The sequence below is a fragment of the Streptomyces sp. NPDC058198 genome (assembly GCF_042882605.1).
GTDB lineage: Bacteria > Actinomycetota > Actinomycetes > Streptomycetales > Streptomycetaceae > Streptomyces.
In genome coordinates this window covers 59926-77997 of sequence record NZ_JBHVVP010000011.1, presented here as the reverse complement: position 1 = coordinate 77997, position 18072 = coordinate 59926, and the positions used below count along the sequence as shown (strand labels likewise).

16 protein-coding genes are annotated in these 18072 nt (G+C 68.9%); 7 read left to right on the top strand and 9 right to left on the bottom strand.

Annotated features, from left to right (window positions below; translation table 11 throughout):
- Positions 1–1164 carry an HpcH/HpaI aldolase/citrate lyase family protein gene (locus ACFVWW_RS27835; RefSeq protein WP_386877476.1) on the bottom strand — a complete coding sequence of 388 codons (1164 nt, stop codon included), beginning with the start codon at positions 1162–1164 and terminating at the stop codon, positions 1–3.
- A 188-nt stretch (positions 1165–1352) separates the two neighbouring features.
- On the opposite strand from ACFVWW_RS27835, the gene ACFVWW_RS27830 reads away from it, so the two are divergent.
- Positions 1353–2192, top strand: a complete 840-nt coding sequence (locus ACFVWW_RS27830) for a TerD family protein (RefSeq protein WP_384331675.1) — start codon at positions 1353–1355, stop codon at positions 2190–2192.
- Positions 2193–2241: 49 nt separating this feature from the next.
- Here ACFVWW_RS27830 and ACFVWW_RS27825 read toward each other — a convergent pair whose 3' ends face one another.
- The 6 genes from ACFVWW_RS27825 to ACFVWW_RS27800 all read right to left on the bottom strand — a co-directional run bounded on the left by ACFVWW_RS27825 (position 2242) and on the right by ACFVWW_RS27800 (position 6880).
- Positions 2242–2982 (bottom strand): Tellurium resistance, encoded by a 741-nt coding sequence (locus ACFVWW_RS27825; RefSeq protein WP_384183840.1) that lies wholly within the window; start codon positions 2980–2982, stop codon positions 2242–2244.
- Between the two features lie 159 nt (positions 2983–3141).
- On the bottom strand, positions 3142–4281 hold the full coding sequence (locus tag ACFVWW_RS27820) for a DUF475 domain-containing protein (protein WP_384183842.1): 1140 nt from the start codon (positions 4279–4281) through the stop codon (positions 3142–3144).
- A 51-nt stretch (positions 4282–4332) separates the two neighbouring features.
- A complete protein-coding gene (locus tag ACFVWW_RS27815; protein WP_384183844.1) occupies positions 4333–4908 on the bottom strand; it encodes a TerD family protein in 576 nt (191 codons plus the stop codon).
- A gap of 166 nt (positions 4909–5074) precedes the next feature.
- A complete protein-coding gene (locus ACFVWW_RS27810) occupies positions 5075–5650 on the bottom strand; it encodes a TerD family protein (protein ID WP_384013462.1) in 576 nt (191 codons plus the stop codon).
- A 170-nt stretch (positions 5651–5820) separates the two neighbouring features.
- Entirely contained in the window at positions 5821–6288 is a 468-nt protein-coding gene (locus tag ACFVWW_RS27805) for a peroxiredoxin (protein WP_384331672.1), read from the bottom strand.
- A 154-nt stretch (positions 6289–6442) separates the two neighbouring features.
- Positions 6443–6880 (bottom strand): DUF3052 domain-containing protein, encoded by a 438-nt coding sequence (locus tag ACFVWW_RS27800; protein WP_384183850.1) that lies wholly within the window; start codon positions 6878–6880, stop codon positions 6443–6445.
- Between the two features lie 529 nt (positions 6881–7409).
- Here ACFVWW_RS27800 and aceE point away from each other — a divergent pair.
- Positions 7410–10142, top strand: a complete 2733-nt coding sequence (gene aceE, locus ACFVWW_RS27795) for a pyruvate dehydrogenase (acetyl-transferring), homodimeric type (protein WP_386877477.1) — start codon at positions 7410–7412, stop codon at positions 10140–10142.
- 94 nt (positions 10143–10236) lie between these two features.
- Here the strand turns inward: aceE and ACFVWW_RS27790 are convergent, their stop codons facing one another.
- Positions 10237–10662 (bottom strand): peptidase inhibitor family I36 protein, encoded by a 426-nt coding sequence (locus tag ACFVWW_RS27790; RefSeq protein ID WP_386877478.1) that lies wholly within the window; start codon positions 10660–10662, stop codon positions 10237–10239.
- Between the two features lie 172 nt (positions 10663–10834).
- The gene (locus tag ACFVWW_RS27785) at positions 10835–12439 is read right to left on the bottom strand and encodes an MFS transporter (RefSeq protein WP_384183857.1); all 1605 of its coding nucleotides are present in this window, start codon (positions 12437–12439) and stop codon (positions 10835–10837) included.
- A gap of 111 nt (positions 12440–12550) precedes the next feature.
- Between ACFVWW_RS27785 and ACFVWW_RS27780 the strand changes: the two genes are divergently transcribed.
- The 5 genes from ACFVWW_RS27780 to ACFVWW_RS27760 all read left to right on the top strand — a co-directional run bounded on the left by ACFVWW_RS27780 (position 12551) and on the right by ACFVWW_RS27760 (position 17918).
- Positions 12551–13258 (top strand): TetR/AcrR family transcriptional regulator, encoded by a 708-nt coding sequence (locus ACFVWW_RS27780; protein ID WP_384183860.1) that lies wholly within the window; start codon positions 12551–12553, stop codon positions 13256–13258.
- A gap of 167 nt (positions 13259–13425) precedes the next feature.
- Positions 13426–14661, top strand: a complete 1236-nt coding sequence (locus tag ACFVWW_RS27775; RefSeq protein WP_386877479.1) for an alpha/beta hydrolase — start codon at positions 13426–13428, stop codon at positions 14659–14661.
- Positions 14662–14716: 55 nt separating this feature from the next.
- Positions 14717–15625 (top strand): DUF4429 domain-containing protein, encoded by a 909-nt coding sequence (locus tag ACFVWW_RS27770; protein ID WP_384183865.1) that lies wholly within the window; start codon positions 14717–14719, stop codon positions 15623–15625.
- 236 nt (positions 15626–15861) lie between these two features.
- The gene (locus ACFVWW_RS27765; RefSeq protein WP_386877480.1) at positions 15862–17238 is read left to right on the top strand and encodes a sensor histidine kinase; all 1377 of its coding nucleotides are present in this window, start codon (positions 15862–15864) and stop codon (positions 17236–17238) included.
- A complete protein-coding gene (locus ACFVWW_RS27760; protein WP_386877481.1) occupies positions 17235–17918 on the top strand; it encodes a response regulator in 684 nt (227 codons plus the stop codon). The genes ACFVWW_RS27765 and ACFVWW_RS27760 overlap by 4 nt, the downstream gene beginning before the upstream one ends.
- The last annotated feature ends 154 nt before the right edge of the window (positions 17919–18072 follow it).

Sequence of the window (18072 nt, the reverse complement as noted above, 5' to 3'; positions counted from 1 at the left end):
TCACTCGGCGAGGCCGGCGGTGAGCAGCTCCACGAAACCGATGTCCTCCCGCGCGACACCGAAGACCTCGGCGCGATGGAGGGTACGTACGGCCCAGGCGCGGTGCGGCTTCACCTCGTTCATCTTGTTCGTGTATGCCGAGCGCAGCACACCGCCCCCGCCCCGCTCGGGCCGCAGGATGTCCTGGGCGTCGCTGAATTCCTCATGGCTGACGACCGACAGCGCGTGGACGGGCGGGACATGCGAGGGATGGATGCAGGTCTTGCCCTGGAGCCCATTGGCGCGGTCGAGCTCTATCTCGCGCAGCAGCCCGTCGAGGTCGTGCTCGATCAGGGCCGTACGGAGCTCCTCGGCCCGGCCTTCGAGGAACGGGCTGCGCCGCAGCTGCGGTTTGAACATCCGCTCCTGCAGACGGAAGTACTCCCAGACGGGACCGGTGATCGTGAAGCCCGTGCCGTCGGCGCGTCCCAGTACGTTCACCACGTCGGCGATGACCCCGGCCACGATCCGTACGTCGTACGCCGTCATGTCGGGGGCCCGCCGCAGCCCGTACGCCGAGCAGAAGTCGGTGACACCCAGGCGCAGCGCGAGCACCCGGTCGCGGTACTTGTCGACGACGTTGGCGATCCCGGTGAGCGTCGCGGTCCGCGTCTCCAGGTGCAGCAGCTCGGGCGATTCGAGCACGGGCATCGCGTACAGCCTGCGGCCGCTCGTGTTTTCCGCCTCCGCGAGCGCCTCCAGGAAAAGCGTCCCGCGCTCCTCGGTGAATTTGGGGAGTACGAATCCGGACAGCAGCCGAATGGAGGCACCGAGGCGCCGCACCAGGTCCGGAATCTGATCGGGCTCCCGGACGCGGATGAAGAGCAGCGGCGTCTCGTCGCCCCGCTCGTCGAGGTCCTCGAACTGCCGGATCAGATTGTCCTCGGCCGCCTCGACCTCGGAGTCGTCGATGGAGTCCTCCAGGCACAGCACCATGGAGACGACCCCGCGACCGACCAGTTTCACCACATCGTCGGCGAGCCGCGGCCGGGTGGCCGGGCTGTAGAGGGTGGCGCCGAGAGCGGCCGACAGCAGGACGGCCGGGGAGTCGGCGGTGAACTCGCACGGCTCCTGATGGAACAGCCGCTGCCGGGCGGCGGCCGGGATATGCCCGAAATGACGCATGTGGATCCCCCGTACTGCCGATGTGGCCGTATGGTCATGTGGCCGGTAATAGTACGTACGGACGGGTGTCAAGAGTTCCCACGCCGCATGAAATCCTGGTAACTCGTCCGCTTCGCGCGCGTGTCCTGTGACGTCGTGAACCAGCCCCACGTTGTCCGCGCGGGCGGTGGGAAGGCAGGATGACCGGCATGACGCACGCGATGCTGAAGGGCTCGAACGTCCCCCTCGACGCCATGGCTGTACGAGCCGTGCTGCGCTGGTCCCCAGGGCCCGGGATCCCTGACGTGGACGCCTCCGCCCTGCTGCTCGGCGCCGGGGGCCGGGTGCGTTCCGACGAGGACTTCGTGTTCTACAACCAGCCGCGGCATCCGTCGGGGGTGGTACGGCGGCTGCCCAAGAAGCAGGTCGGTGAGCAGCTGACCGATACGGTCGAGGCCGATCTCACCGCGCTCGACCCCTCGGTCGAGCAGGTGGTGCTCGCGGCCTCCTCGGACGGCGCGAGTTTCCAGCATGTGAACGATCTCCGGATACTTCTGTACGACGCTGCCGCGGCCGACGGCGAACCGCTGGCCGTCTTCGATGTCAGGCCGGAGACCGGCGAGGAGACCGCGATCATCTGCGGCGAGCTCTACCGGCGCGGGGACGCGTGGAAGTTCCGCGCGGTGGGGCAGGGGTATCCGACCGGCCTCGTCGGTCTGGCCACGGCGTTCGGCATCTCGGTGGACGAGACGGAAGGGGCCGCCGACGACCCGCTGTCCGCGACCGCTCCCGACCCGTCGCAGGCCGCCGAGACGTCCGTACAGCTGCCGCCTCAGCCGGCCCAGCCGCCCACCCAGCCGTTCGCACAGCCGGCGTACGGATATCCGCAGCCCGCCCTGCCGTCGGCCCCGCCCACATACGGCTATCCGCAGCCGGTGTCGGCGCCGCAGCCCGCGTACGGCTATCCGCAGCCGGCCGCCGCGGCGGCGCCCGCGCCCGACCCGAATTTCCGGCTCCCGCCGATGGGCCCGCAGTTCATCCGCCCCTAGGCTGCGGACGCCCGGGGCACCGCCGCGGGCGTCCGCGGTCAAGGCCGCCTCAGGTCTTCGTCTTGTAGCCGCGCCCCCACTGCAGGCCCCAGCCGAACAGCCGGTCCAGCTCCGCCTGGAAGCCGTAGACGAACTTCACCTCACGGCGCACCGTCAGCTCGCCCTTGACGCTCTCCATCGAGAACACCGCGCAGGACCGGGCCTGCGGGGCGTGCTCGTCGAGTTCGATCTCGATACGCGGGCCGTTGCTCGGGTACAGCGTCACGGTGGCGTGCGTGCGGTCGAAGGCCGGCGTCTGGTCGTAGATGTAGACGAAGACCAGCAGCCGCTTGATCTCCTCCTGGTGGTCCAGGTTGATGAAGATCGTCTCGCCCGAGGCGGCGCCGAACCGGTCGTCGCCGCTGAGCTTGACGTACGGCGGCCCGTTGAGGTCCCCGAAGAAGTTGCCCAGCGGCTGCACCACGCCCTTGCTGCCGTCGGTCAGCTCGTACATGCAGCCGAGGTCCAGGTCCACATTGACCATGCCCTGGGTATGGGCCTGCACCACCTCGGGCTTGAAGAGCTTGAGGGGGTTGCCCAGCAGCCGGCCGCTCTGCTTGGACCGTCCTTCGATGTCGGACGTACGCATCTGCCAGGAGAGGTTCACCCGCAGATTGCCGGTGGCCGCTCCCTGCTTGGAGAGCGAGACCGTCGGCCGCCGCTTGGTCAGCTCGATGGAGTTGGACGCGGCACTGCCCGAATCGAATTGCGATGCCCTTTGCCCTTGCCACAGGTTGTCCCAGAAGGCCATGCCCACCCCTCCTCTGTCGTCAACTCGCCACCACCACACGGAACAACGGGGCGGCCGAGAGGCTTCCGCCTGTCGGCCGCCCCGTTCAGAGCGTTCCCTGATTCCTGTCCGGGTCACACCCCGGAGACCGGCTCACCGGAGGGCTCACCGGAGCACGGCTCAGACGTGCACTGCCGCCTTGTCGCCGTCGGCGTCCTTGTCGCCGCCTTCCGCCTGCAGTGCCTTGTTACGGCGCACCGAGGACCAGAACGAGGCAGCGATCAGGATGATTCCGACCAGACCGGTGATGACCTCGTTGATCGAGTGCTCGATGGTGACCAGCAGGATCACGGCGAGCGCACCGATCGCGTAGTGCGCGCCGTGCTCCAGGTAGACGTAGTCGTCCAGGGTGCCCTGGCGGACCAGGTAGACCGTGAGCGACCGGACGTACATGGCGCCGATACCGAGGCCGAGCGCCATCCAGAAGATCTGGTTGGTGATGGCGAAGGCGCCGATGACACCGTCGAAGGAGAAGGACGCGTCCAGGACCTCCAGGTAGAGGAAGAGGAAGAACGCGGCCTTGCCGGCCAGGCCGATGGCAGAGACCGGCTTGCCCTCCGCCTTGGCCTTCTCCTCCTCCTCGTGCTCCTGCTCCTCCTGCTCCTCGAGCCGGTTCTCGAAGAAGCCGGAGAGGCCGCCGACGATGAGATACGTGATCAGACCCGCGACGCCGGCGAGCAGCACGGTGGCCGACTTGTCCTGATAGCCCGTGCTGGTGTGGGCGTGGGTGGCGAAGGTCAGCGCGGTGACAAGGAGAACGATCAGCGCGATGCAGACCGACAGCATGTCGACCTTGCCGAGCTTGGCCAGCGGGCGCTCCAGCCAGCTCAGCCACTTGATGTCCCGCTCCTCGAAGATGAAGTCGAGGAAGATCATCAGCAGGAACATACCGCCGAAGGCGGCGATGCCCGGGTGGGCGTCGGTGACCAGGGCTTCGTACCGGTCGGGGTTGTCGAGCGCGATCTGGACCGCTTCGATGGGCCCGACCTTGGCGCTGATCGCGACGATGACGACGGGGAAGACCAGCCGCATGCCGAACACCGCGATGAGGATGCCGATGGTGAGGAAGATCTTCTGCCAGAAGGCATTCATCTTCTTCAGGACCCCGGCGTTGACGACCGCGTTGTCGAACGACAGCGAGATCTCAAGGATCGACAGGATCAGTACGATCCCGAACGCCTCCCACCCCCACTGCCAGGCCGCGAAGGCGAGGCCGACCGCCGTGATGGCGAACGACCAGCCGAAGGTTTTCAGGATCACTGGCTACCCCATCTGGTGATTAACGGGTTTTCCCCCGCGCAGCATGCTGCTTTACGAAACGTTGACCCCGAAGTCTAGAGCGATGCCCCGAAGCCCCGACGCGTACCCCTGTCCCACCGCCCGGAACTTCCACTCGCCGCCATAGCGGTACAGCTCGCCGAAGATCATCGCGGTTTCGGTGGAGGCGTCCTCACTGAGGTCGTAGCGCGCGAGCTCCTGTCCGTCGGCCTGGTTGGCCACCCGAATAAAAGCGTTGCTGACCTGCCCGAATGTCTGGCCTCGATTGTCGGCCTCATGAATCGAGACCGGAAAGACGATCTTGTCGCAGGTGACCGGCACCTTGGAGAGGTCGACGAGCAGCGACTCGTCGTCGCCGTCGCCCTCACCCGTCAGATTGTCGCCGGTATGTTCGACGGATCCGTCCGGACTCGTCAGATTGTTGTAGAAAATGAACCATTCGTCGCCGAGCACTCTGCCTGACTCGCAGAGGAGTGCGCTGGCGTCGAGGTCGAAGGGCGCTCCGGTGGTGGAGCGCGCATCCCAGCCGAGCCCGACCAGCACCTGGGTGAGGTTCGGTGCGGCCTTGGAGAGGGAGACATTGCCTCCCTTGGCGAGCGTGACGCCCATGATGGTGAGTCCTCCCCGAGGTGATGTGGTGCCGTGCTGCCGGCAAGACGCGCCTGACGTCATGCCCGTTCAAGCCCTGTTCATGCCGTTCGTTCCCGTACCGATGCGCGTCCGGCGCCGCACGGAGTGTGCGGCGCCGGACACGGAAGGACCAGGTCCTGTCGGCTCAGACGTTGACGCCGAAGTCCTGCGCGATGCCGCGCAGTCCCGAGGCGTACCCCTGGCCGATGGCACGGAACTTCCACTCCGCGCCATTGCGGTACAGCTCGCCGAAGACCATCGCGGTCTCGGTCGAGGCGTCCTCACTCAGGTCGTACCGCGCCAGTTCGTTGTTGTCGGCCTGGTTGACGACGCGGATGAAGGCGTTGCGGACCTGGCCGAAGGACTGCTGGCGGCTCTCCGCCTCGTAGATCGAGACAGGGAAGACGATCTTCTCGACGTCGGCGGGGACTGTCGCCAGGTTGACCTTGATGGCCTCGTCGTCGCCCTCGCCCTCACCGGTGAGGTTGTCACCGGTGTGCTCGACGGAGCCGTCGGGGCTCTTGAGGTTGTTGAAGAAGATGAAGTTCCCGTCGACGGCGACCTTGCCCTCGGCGTTCGTCAGCAGGGCGCTGGCGTCGAGGTCGAAGTCGCTGCCGGTGGTTGTACGGACGTCCCAGCCCAGACCCACGGTGACCGCGGTCAGGTTGGGCGCGGCCTTGGTCAGCGAGACGTTTCCGCCCTTGCTGAGGCTGACTCCCACGAGTCCTCCCTATGGTTTCTCGGGGCCGGCGACCGTGATCGGCGGCTGCCGCCGCGGGTCGCGCCCCTGAAGCGTTGGCATCGGATGAACGACTGGATCCTAGTGACCGGTTCCCCGTCGCTGTGCGATTTCGGGGCGGCCGGGGCGCATTCAGAGCGTCCGGGGCGCATTCAGAGAGTGGCGAGCGCCTTGACGTACTCGTCGAGGTCCCTGGCGTCCGGCAGACCGTTGATCACGGTCCAGCGCACGATGCCCTCCTTGTCGATGATGAAGGTGCCGCGCACGGCGCACCCCTTTTCCTCGTCGAAGACGCCGTACGCGCGCGACACCTCGCCGTGCGGCCAGAAGTCCGACAGCAGCGGGTACTCCAGGCCCTCCTGCTCGGCGAAGACGCGCAGGGTGTGGATGGAGTCGTTCGAGAGGGCGAGCAGCTGCGTGTCGTCGTTGACGAACGAGGGCAGCTCGTCGCGGAGGGCGCACAGCTCGCCCGTGCACACACCGGTGAAGGCGAAGGGGTAGAAGAGGAGCACCACGTTCTTCGCGCCGTCGGGTCCGCGGTAGTCGGACAGCCGCACGGTCCGGCCGTGGTTGTCCTTCAGTGCGAAGTCCGGGGCGGGGGCGCCGACCTCGATCGCCATGGAGCACGTCCTTTCACAGGGTTCCGCGGATGCCGTCACATGCCGTCAGACACCCTCCAGCCTACGCACGGGCCCCCGCCGACAGAGATCGGCGGGGGCCCTCAAGGCTGCTTGTTACCGGCTGCGTCTTGCGCGCTCGATGCGGCGCTCGGAGTCAGCGCTTGGACTTCGCCGCCTTGGGAGTGACGAGCCGGCTGCCGGTCCAGTCCTTGCCGGCGTTGACGCTCTTGGTCTGCGACAGGCCAGCGGTCTGGGCGGCCTCGTTGATGTCGCTCGGTTCGACGTAGCCATCCCGGCCGGTCTTGGGCGTCAGCAGCCAGACCGCTCCGCCCTCCTCGATCAGACCGATGGCGTCCACCAGCGCGTCCGTAAGGTCGCCGTCCTCGTCACGGAACCACAGCAGGACGGCGTCAGCCACGTCCTCGTAGTCCTCGTCGACGAGCTCCTGGCCGATGACGGCCTCGATGGACTCGCGGAGCTCCTGCTCGACGTCGTCGTCGTAGCCGATCTCCTGGACCACCTGTCCGGGTTCGAACCCCAGCCGTGCTGCCTGGTTGGTCCGTTCCTCCGCGTGGTCCGCGGTCGCGCTCACGGATTGCCTCCTGATCATGTTTCGGAAAATGCTTCAGCCACGCGCGTGCGCGAGGCATTGGCCGTAGTCCACACGGACGGGACGGATCGCGCAAGTACCCGACCGCCGAGACCGCCGAAACGGTGACGATCCGGGCCGCTTCATCGCATCTCCTGCCACTTCGGCACCGCCTCCTGTGACACACCCCATATATTTCCTCCCACTTTGCAATGTTATGCCGCTTCCGTACGCCAATCGGGTCCGAACGGCCGAACGAAACGCATAGACGGGTTGGGCGTAAGGTTGCGATTTGACCGACGTGGGGACCGGCTTCGGAGCGGGATTTCCCGGAGACCACTGGTTACCCCTCAGTAGAGATGACGTTTCCGCCGTCGCGGTACACGATGGAGGCGGCGTACGTGCCCATGCCCTGGGCCGCTCCGCGGGGTCACCCGCGGGCCCCGGGCCCGCGTAGAAGCAGTATCCCGACGGCGTGCACTGCATCGATCGCGTGCAGGGGCACGACACGACCAAACAGCGAAGGACAAGCGTGGCTTCCGGATCCGATCGCAACCCGATCATCATTGGCGGCCTTCCCAGCCAGGTCCCGGACTTTGATCCCGAAGAGACCCAGGAGTGGCTCGACTCGCTCGACGCCGCTGTCGACGAGCGAGGCCGTGAGCGCGCCCGTTATCTGATGCTCCGGCTGATCGAGCGCGCGCGCGAGAAGCGCGTGGCTGTGCCCGAGATGCGCAGCACGGACTACGTCAACACCATCGCCACCAAGGACGAGCCGTTCTTCCCCGGCAACGAGGAGATCGAGCGCAAGATCCTCAACGCGACCCGCTGGAACGCGGCCGTGATGGTGTCGCGCGCGCAGCGCCCGGGTATCGGTGTCGGTGGCCACATCGCCACCTTCGCCTCCTCCGCCTCCCTGTACGACGTGGGCTTCAACCACTTCTTCCGGGGCAAGGACGACGGCAAGGGCGGCGACCAGATCTTCTTCCAGGGCCATGCCTCCCCCGGCATCTACGCCCGCGCCTTTCTGCTCGACCGGCTGAGCGAGACGCAGCTCGACGCGTTCCGCCAGGAGAAGTCGAAGGCCCCGTACGGCCTGTCCAGCTATCCGCACCCGCGGCTGATGCCGGACTTCTGGGAGTTCCCGACCGTCTCGATGGGCCTCGGCCCCCTCGGCGCGATCTACCAGGCCAGGATGAACCGCTACATGGAGGCGCGCGGCATCGCCGACACCTCCGACTCGCATGTCTGGGCGTATCTCGGCGACGGCGAGATGGACGAGCCCGAGTCGCTGGGCCAGCTGTCCATCGCCGCCCGCGAGGGCCTGGACAACCTGACTTTCGTCGTCAACTGCAATCTGCAGCGCCTCGACGGCCCGGTGCGCGGCAACGGCAAGATCATCCAGGAGCTGGAGTCGCAGTTCCGCGGCGCCGGCTGGAATGTCATCAAGCTGGTCTGGGACCGCTCCTGGGATCCGCTGCTCGCCCAGGACAGGGACGGCGTCCTGGTCAACCGGCTGAACACCACGCCGGACGGGCAGTTCCAGACGTACGCCACCGAGACCGGCTCGTACATCCGTGAGCACTTCTTCGGTGACGACCAGCGGCTGCGCGCCATGGTCGAGAACATGTCGGACGACCAGATCCTGCATCTGGGCCGCGGCGGTCACGACCACCAGAAGGTGTACGCGGCGTACGCGGCGGCCAAGGCCCACAAGGGCCAGCCGACGGTGATCCTGGCGCAGACGGTCAAGGGCTGGACGCTCGGGCCGAACTTCGAGGGCCGCAACGCGACCCACCAGATGAAGAAGCTGACCGTCTCCGACCTCAAGGGCTTCCGCGACCGGCTGCACCTGCCGATCACGGACCAGGAGCTGGAGGACGGCGCACCGCCGTACTACCACCCCGGCAAGGACTCGGAAGAGATCCAGTACATGCACGACCGCCGCAAGTCGCTGGGCGGGTACGTGCCGACGCGGATCGTGCGGGCGAAGCCGCTGAACCTCCCCGAGGACAAGGTCTACGCGGCGGTGAAGAAGGGGTCCGGCCAGCAGTCGATCGCCACCACCATGGCGTTCGTCCGGCTGCTCAAGGACCTGATGCGGGACAAGGAGATCGGCAAGCGCTTCGTGCTGATCGCCCCCGACGAGTACCGCACGTTCGGAATGGACTCGTTCTTCCCGAGCGCGAAGATCTACAACCCGCTGGGCCAGCAGTACGAGTCCGTGGACCGTGAGCTGCTGCTCGCGTACAAGGAGTCGCCGACCGGGCAGATGCTGCACGACGGCATCTCCGAGGCGGGCTGCACCGCCTCGCTGATCGCGGCGGGCTCCGCGTACGCCACGCACGGCGAGCCGCTGATCCCGGTCTATGTCTTCTACTCGATGTTCGGTTTCCAGCGGACCGGCGACCAGTTCTGGCAGATGGCCGACCAGCTCGCGCGCGGCTTCGTGCTGGGTGCGACCGCCGGACGTACGACGCTGACCGGCGAGGGGCTTCAGCACGCGGACGGCCATTCGCATCTGCTGGCCTCGACCAACCCGGCCTGTGTCGCCTACGACCCCGCCTACGGCTTCGAGATCGCGCATATCGTCAAGGACGGTCTGCGCCGGATGTACGGCCCGGACAGCGAGGACATCTTCTACTACCTCACCGTCTACAACGAGCCGATCCAGCATCCCGCCGAGCCGGCCGACGTGGACGTCGAGGGCATCCTGAAGGGCATCCACCGCTACCGGCGGGGCGAGCAGGGCTCGATCCCGGCGCAGATCATGGCGTCCGGTGTGGCCGTGCCGTGGGCGGTCGAGGCGCAGCGGATGCTCGCCGAGGAGTGGAACGTCAAGGCCGACGTCTGGTCGGCGACGTCCTGGAACGAGCTGCGCCGTGAGGCCGTCGAGGTGGAGCAGCACAATCTGCTGCACCCGGAGGAGGAGCAGCGCGTTCCGTATGTGACCCAGAAGCTGTCCGGCGCGGAGGGCCCGTTCGTGGCGGTCTCCGACTGGATGCGTTCCGTACCCGACCAGATCGCGCGCTGGGTACCCGGCACGTACCAGTCGCTTGGGGCGGACGGTTTCGGCTTCGCGGACACGCGTGGCGCGGCCCGTCGCTTCTTCCACATCGACGCGCAGTCGATCGTGCTCGGTGTCCTCACCGAGCTGGCCAGGGAGGGCAAGGTCGACCGTTCGGTGCTGAAGCAGGCGGTGGACCGCTACCAGCTGCTGGACACCTCGGCGGCGGACCCGGGCGCGGCGGGCGGCGACGCGTGACCGCGGTGACGGAACTGTAGGACGAGGTCGAAGGGCGGCGGAACCCACGGGTTGCGCCGCCCTTCGGCGTACCGGCCGGCCCGTCGCTGACCGCTCAGTGCTCCCAGACCTTGAAGGCCCGTACGCGGTACGGCGATCGGGGGAGCCAGGTGCCGTCTCCCGGGTAGGTCTGGAACTCGCCGGTCTCCGCGCACTCTTCGGACTGATAGGTGGTCACGGGCCGCCCGGTGCGGTTCGCGAGCGAGTGGACGGTGGCGCCTCGCGGGAGCGGCACGCAGCTCCCGACCTCGGTACCGGACAGCTCATGGGTCCGTCGTACGCCCTTGAAGTCGTCCTTCTCCCAGAAGCAGAGCTCGCCCGACGCGCACTCCCCTAGACGCGGTGGAGCGGCGGCGGCGTCGAGGGTCTGCGGCAGCAGCGCGGCGACGGCCAGTGCTCCGACGGCCAGGATCTTCGGCGCGGTCGTGAGCCCGGCTTCGGACCTGGCTTTGGACGTGGTTTTACGCAGGGTCGTGCGCATGTGGATCAGCCCCCGTGTCGTACGAATCGGTCCTCCGTACCCTGACCCGCGGCGCGCGGCCCGCGGAAGGGGCGGGGGCGCCCTCCACCCGGATAGGCGACAGCCCCGCCGGAAGGTTCCGGCGGGGCTGTCACAGGCGCGGAGTTGACGTCGGGTCAGCCGGGGGCTGACGTCAGACGTGCACCCCTCCGCCCGCCGCGTCCGCGTTGGCGCCACGCTTCGTCAGCAGAGCGACGAAGACCGCCACGGCCGCGACACCGGCCGCGACCAGACAGGCCAGCCCCATGCCGGCCACGAACGTGTCGTAGGTGACGCTCGTGATCTTCTCCGCGATGGCGGCGGGGGTGCCCGGCGCCACCGGCGGCACGCCGACCTGAACGGCTTCGGTGGCCGCGTCCGCCTGCGCCCCGGTGAGCGGCGGCAGACCGGCCGCGGTCCAGTTCCCCGGCAGGTCGCTGGAGACCTTCGAGGCCATGATCGCGCCGAGCACGGCCGTACCGAGGCTGCCGCCGATCTGCATGGAGGCCTGCTGGAGACCACCGGCCACACCGGACAACTCCATCGGGGCGTTGCCCACGATGACCTCGGTGGCGCCCACCATGACCGGGGCGAGGCCGAAGCCGAGCAGGGCGAACCAGATCGACATGGTGAAGCTGCTGGTGTCCGTGGCCAGGGTCGACATGCCGAACATGGCGACCGCCGTGAAGACCATGCCGCCGGCCAGCGGGATACGGGGGCCCACCTTGGTGATCGCCCAACCCGCCAGCGGCGAGGCGACGATCATCATGCCGGTGAGCGGCAGCAGATGCAGACCGGCGTCGACCGGGCTCATGCCGTGCACGTTCTGCAGGTAGAAGGTGATGAAGAAGATGCCGCCGAGGAAGGCGATGGCCATCAGCGCCATCAGGATCACGCCGGCGGACAACGGCACGGAGCGGAACAGCCCCAGCGGTACGAGGGGTTCCTTGACCTTCGTCTCCCAGAAGGCGAAGAGCCCGAAGCAGACCAGCGAGCCGATGATGAACAGCCAGGTGAGACCGGAGCCCCAGCCCCAGGTCGGGGCCTGGATGATCGCCCAGACCAGACAGAACATGGCCGCGGAGAGCAGCAGGATGCCGAGGATGTCGAAGGACTTCGGGGCATTCTCCGCCCGGTGGTCCCGGAGGATCACCGCGCCGACCACCAGCGCCACCACGCCCACCGGCACATTGACGAAGAAGACCGACTGCCAGCTGACATGTTCGACCAGCAGACCGCCGATGATGGGGCCGCCGGCCGTCGAGGCGCCGATGACCATGCCCCAGATGCCGATGGCCATGTTGAGCTTCTCGGCGGGGAAGCTGGCGCGCAGCAGGCCGAGCGCGGCCGGCATCAGCAGGGCGCCGAAGAGCCCCTGGAGCACCCGGAAGGTGACCACGAGGGCGATGCTGTGGGAGAGACCGATGGCCCCCGAGGCCACGGCGAAGCCGGTGACGCCGATGAGGAAGGTCTGCCGGTGGCCGAAGCGGTCACCGAGCTTGCCCGCGGTGATCAGCGCCACGGCGAGGGCGAGGAAGTAACCGTTGGTGATCCACTGGACATCGGCGAGGCTCGCGCCGAGGTCGTTCTTGATGGCTGGATTGGCGATCGCGACAATGGTGCCGTCGAGCGCCACCATCATCACGCCGATGGCCACGCTGAAGAGCGTCAACCAGGGGTGGCCGCGCAGCCCCTTGGGCGACGCCGGCGCCGGGGATTCCGGGCTCTTCGCCATGTCGACGGTGGTCTGACTAGTCATATCGGCCACGCTAGTGTCAGCCGCTGACATTTGACTAACCAATTCACAAGTTGGTAACTGTCAGGTAGCTCACAGAACACCGAGCAGGGCAAAAGTATCGAAAGCGGTGGAATGAGGACCGATCGGTGTTCCTTCCGGAAGGACACAACCACCGGACAGGGAACAGCGGCTGAACAGCCGACAGGGCTGCGCGCCCGCAAGAAGCAGCGCACCAGGGACGCCCTGCTGCGCGTGGCGCTCGAACTGTTCACCACCCAGGGGTACGACCGGACGACCGTCGACGAGATCACGGACGCCGTGGAGGTCTCCCAGCGCACCTTCTTCCGCTACTTCGCCAGCAAGGAAGAGGTCGCCTTCGCCGTGGTGGACATGGTCGAGGAAAGGTTCGTCGAGGCGCTGCGCGTGCGGCCCGCCGCCGAGTTCCCGTTCGAGGCGATGCGTAACGCCGTCGCCGCCGCCTGGGACACGATCGGTGAGGCGATCGAGGCCGCCGTTCCGGTCGGGCTGTATATGCGGACGTATCAAATGATCGAATCGACCCCGGCCCTGCTCGCCGTCCATCTGCGCCGCTCCGCCGAGTTGGAGGAAGCCGTCGCGCGGCTGATCGCCGGCCGCGAGGGTCTCGACGTGGACACCGATCCGCGGCCCCGGGTGGCGGTCGCCGCGTTCACCAGCGTGATACGGGTGACCGGCCGGCTGTGGGGGCAGGGGCAGAACATGAGCCTGGAGGCGCACCGCGCGCTGTCCGAGAGCTATCTCGACCACCTGGGCCCGGCGCTCGCCGAGAGCTGGTCGACCGGGGCGCGCCAGCGGTCGTGAGGTCCGTACGGGCATCCGGTTCCGCGTCCCGTACGCCCCGTAATGCGCCGGAGCGTGCGCGCCCCGCGCACGCAGGGTGAAGTTACCGCCAGTTCAACCCTCCGTCGCCCGTGATCTGCCTCACCCTCGTCATGAGGCCCCCCACCCGCGTCCTAGGGTGTTCCGCAGTGACTTCCTTCGACTCCTCTCCCTCCCTCACCGCATGGCGCACCCTGCTGGCTCTCGCGGTCGTGCTGGTGATGCTGGCGACCACGGGATGGACCGCCGTACGCCATCAGCACAGTCCGGGCGAGCCTCTGCGGGTCGCCTTCACCGCCTGGGAGCGGGGCCGGATAGGTGTCCGTCACCTGCCGGACCCGAAGGGGCCGCCGAAACTGCTGACGTCCTTCTTCGCCTCCCTGACGGCCGGTCAGCGGATCGGGCTCGCAACGGCGTACCCGCTCGTCGTCGGCAATCTCAACGGCGCCCCCGTCACACTGCGCTACCGGGCCAACCGGCTGGCTCTCACCCAGGCGCGTGATGTGGAGCACCGCCGGATGACCGACACCAGACTTTCGGGTGACGGCCGGGAGCAGGCGGGCCGCCGGATGCACCGCTACGCGTCGATGCTGAGCGACGGCCGGCAGATCCTCGCCTTCGACCCGTCGGGGAAGGGCCGGGCCGCCGAGGTCTTCGGCGACCTCGACCACGCGCAGCGCGTGTCGGTCGTGGTGCCCGGTGTGGACACCAATGTGCTGACGTTCGAGAGGACCGAGCGCAGGTATACGGCGCCGGTGGGCATGGCCGCGTCGCTGTACGACGCCGAGCGAGCCACCGACCCGGACACCAGAACCGCCGTCATCGCCTGGGCCGACTACACCTCGCCCGCCGGTCTCGGGGTGGACGCGGCGATCGGCAAGCTCGCCGAGGACGGTGCCGTACGGCTCTCCGCGCTCACCGCCGCGCTGCCGGGGGCGTCGCGGGTCTCCCTGTTCTGCCACAGCTACGGCTCCGTGGTCTGCGGGGTCGCCGCCGCCGCTCTGCCGGCCAGGGTCACGGACGTGGCGGTCGCGGGCAGCCCCGGAATGCGGGTCGGGAACGCGGACCAACTGAGCACCGACGCCCATGTGTGGGCCATGCGGGACCGTGACGACTGGATCCAGGACGTCCCGTACCTGGCGGTCGGCGGACTCGGGCACGGCGCGGACCCGGTGTCCCGGGGCTTCGGGTCACGGGTGCTCTCGGCGGCCGGCGCGCTCGGGCACAGCGGATACTTCCAGCCGGGTACGGAGAGCCTCGACAACTTCGCGGACATCGGGGTCGGTTCGTACGACGCGGTGAGCTGTGCCGACGGCGATGCCGCCTGCAGGAGCGGAATCGCCGGGTCGGGTGAGACCGGGGTGGGTGAGTTCGGACGCGCGTAGAATTCGTCTGCTTCGGCAGGCGACGCACGGGCGCCCGCGCCCTACGATGAGGCGCATGGGTGATGTGCTTGCGGGGATTCATGCCACCTGGGAGTTCGAAAGCGACTCCGTGCTCATCCGCTTCGAACGGGGGATACGGACGCCGAAGCTCTTCCAGGCGCTACGTGAACGCCGCATCCCCCACGAGGCGTTGTCATCGGTGACGCTCTCCCCCGGAAAGCGCGGGACGGTGGTGCTGCACGCTGTGCCGAGAGCCGGCGCGGACCCGCTGATGGAGGCCGCGGCCGGGCAGCTCAAACAGAGCGGCGATCCGTACCGGCTGGTGCTGCCGGCCGAGCGCGAGACCCTCGCGGAGTACTACGCCGACGAGTTGCGGGCCGCGCTGATCCGGGACGGTGCCCGCCGCCCCTGGGACGTACGGGACGGGCAGGAGCCGGCCGAGCGCTATCTGGTGACCGCGCCCGAACCTCCCCTGCACTTCAAGGCGTACGACGGCAAGGCGTCCTTCGACGGCGACCGGGTGTCCTTCCGCTGGTTCTGGACGGGCGCGTCCTCCGCCAAGTGGAAGGCGGGCGACCAGGGTTTCCCGGTCGGGGAGCTGCACGGGGTCGAGTGGCGCTCGCCCGAGGTCTTCGACGGCTATCTGCGGCTGCTGCGGCGCGACGGCCACAGCGCGGGACTCCCCCAGCCGTCCCAGGTGGACCACGATCCGGCGGCCGTCGTCTTCGGGCTCGGCTACGGGCCGGTGCACGAGTCGCTGCCCTTCGCGGCGGCGGTCCTGCAGGCGGTCCAGGGCGCGTCATCGAGCCGCGCGGCGGTCCCGGTCCCGGCGGTGGTGTCCGGCCGCCGCGACCCGGCCGATGTCGCGGACCGGATCCGGCATCTCGGCGAGCTGCATCAGGCGGGCCTGGTGACCGACGAGGAATTCACCGCGAAGAAGGCGGAGCTGCTCGCGGAGTTGTGACGCCCGGGCCGGGGCGCCGGGGCGGGGCGCCGGGGCGGGCTTCGAGGCCGGGCTTCGGGCGTCGGGCGTCGGGCGTCGGGGCAGGACATCGGGGGCCGGGCGTCGGGTCCGGGCGTCGGGTCCGGGGCGTGGGGGGCAGGACATCGGGGGCCGGGCGTCATACCTCGGTATGACGTTCGGACCGGCTCCTGGGTATGACGCGGGAGCCGGGCCGGGGTACCTACGCTGAGCGGGCCATGTCCCATACGCCACCGCCTCACCCGCCTCCGCCCGCGCTTCCGCCCCGTACGCCACCGCAGGCCGACGGTCCGCTGAGCGCCGCGCGGCGCAATCTGCGCGAGCTCGCCCATGGCCTGACCCATCCCTCCCACCCGCCGACGCCCCTGCTCGCGCACGCGCCGAAGCAGTGGCAGCGGCTGCTTCCCCACGTCGTCGTGCTGGCGCTCGCCGCCACGTTCATCCCGGTCACCATCACGGTCCTGACCAGCCAGTACGGTCTGAACGGCGGCCTGGCGGGCACGCTCGGCGTCGCACAGGCGGCGCCCCTGCTCATGCTGGCGCACCGGCCGCTGCAAGCCTGGTGGATCATCTTCTCCGCGGATGTCCTCGGCGCCGTGACGCTGCTGACCCAGTCCCTCCACCCGTACAACATCTGGCCGTGGACCCCACCGGTCATCATCGGTTACCTCTTCCTGCTGCTCGCGCTCGCTCTGCGCGAGACCCGGCGGACCGTGGTCGCCGTATGGCTCCTGACGGGTGCGGCGGGCCTCGGCCTGGACTCCCTCGCCCCCGGTCGCGACAACGCGAGCGCGCTGCTGCTGTTCGTGCTCGGCGGTGTCGTGCTGCTGATCGGGGTGGCCGTGCGCGAGCGCGGTGAGGCGCAGCGGCGGCTGGTCGAGCAGGAGACCATCAGCGAGGCGGAGCGCGCCCGGCGGACGCTGCTGGAGGAGCGGACCCGGATCGCTCGCGAACTCCACGATGTCGTCGCGCACCACATGTCGGTGATCACCGTGCAGGCCGACTCGGCGCCGTACCGGCTCCAGGGCCTGTCCCCCCAGGCACGGGAGGAGTTCGGGTCGATCGCGGCGAGCGCGCGTGAGTCCCTGGCGGAGATGCGGCGGCTGCTGATGGTGCTGCGCCGGGAGGACGCGGCCGGTGAGCGGGGGCCGCAGCCGGGTCTGGACCGGGTGCAGCAGCTGGTGGAGGCGACGGTACGGGCCGGAGTGCCCGCCGAGCTGTCCCTGCCGGCCGGCCTCGGACACGTTCCGGCGACCGTGGACCTCTCCGCGTACCGCATCGTGCAGGAGGCCCTCGCCAATGTGGTGCGCCACGCGCCCGGCGCGCGGACGCGGGTGTCGGTGGTCCCCGACGGCGACCGGCTGACCGTGCTGGTCGTCAACGGCCCCGCGACGGGACGTACTTCACCGCTGGAGACCTCAGGAACCGGCCACGGCCTGGTCGGTATGCGCGAGCGCGTACGGTTGACCGGCGGCACGCTCGACACCGGGCCGCTGCCCGACGGCGGCTTCCGGGTCGCCGCGCGGCTCCCCCTGACCGACCCCGGTCCCGACCCCCACCCCGGGCTCAAACCCCTTGCTAAGGACGTCCCTTGACCATCCGCGTGATCATCGTCGACGACCAGGCCATGGTGCGCGCGGGGTTCGCGGCGCTGCTGTCGGCCCAGGCCGACATCGATGTGGTGGGTGAGGCGCCGGACGGCCGCGAGGGCGTGCGGGTGAGCCGTTCCGTCCATCCTGACGTGGTCCTGATGGACGTCCGGATGCCGGAGATGGACGGACTGGCCGCCGCCCGGGAGCTGTTGAGCCAGCCGGTGGGGGTCGTCCACCGGCCGAAGGTGCTGATGCTGACCACCTTCGACGTGGACGACTACGTGTACGAGGCGCTGCGCGCCGGGGCGTCGGGCTTTCTGCTCAAGGACGCGCCCCCGGCCGATCTGATCGCGGCGGTACGGATCGTCGCGGCCGGCGAGGCGCTGCTCGCGCCGTCCGTGACCCGGCGGCTGATCGCGGACTTCGCCCAGCAGCGGCCCGCCCCGCGCAGGAACCGTGCCCTGCGGCTGCGCGGTCTCACACCCCGGGAGACCGAGGTGCTCGAACTGATCGCCCACGGTCTGTCCAACCAGGAGATCGCGGACCAGCTGGTGGTCGCCGAACAGACGGTGAAGACCCATATCGGTCGCATCCTGTCCAAGCTCGCTCTGCGCGACCGCGCGCAGGCCGTGATCTTCGCGTACGAGTCGGGTCTCGTCACCCCCGGCGACGCGTCCGCCTGAGCCGCCTGAGCCCGGGGGCCCGGGCTGCCGGGCTCCCGGGCTCCCGGGCTCCCGCAGCGGTACGGAAACCCACCACCACGGGGTACCTCCCCTGCCCAGGTATCACCCGCTGGTTGGCTCCCCGGGGTGACGTCCCGCCGTACACCGTCTCCTT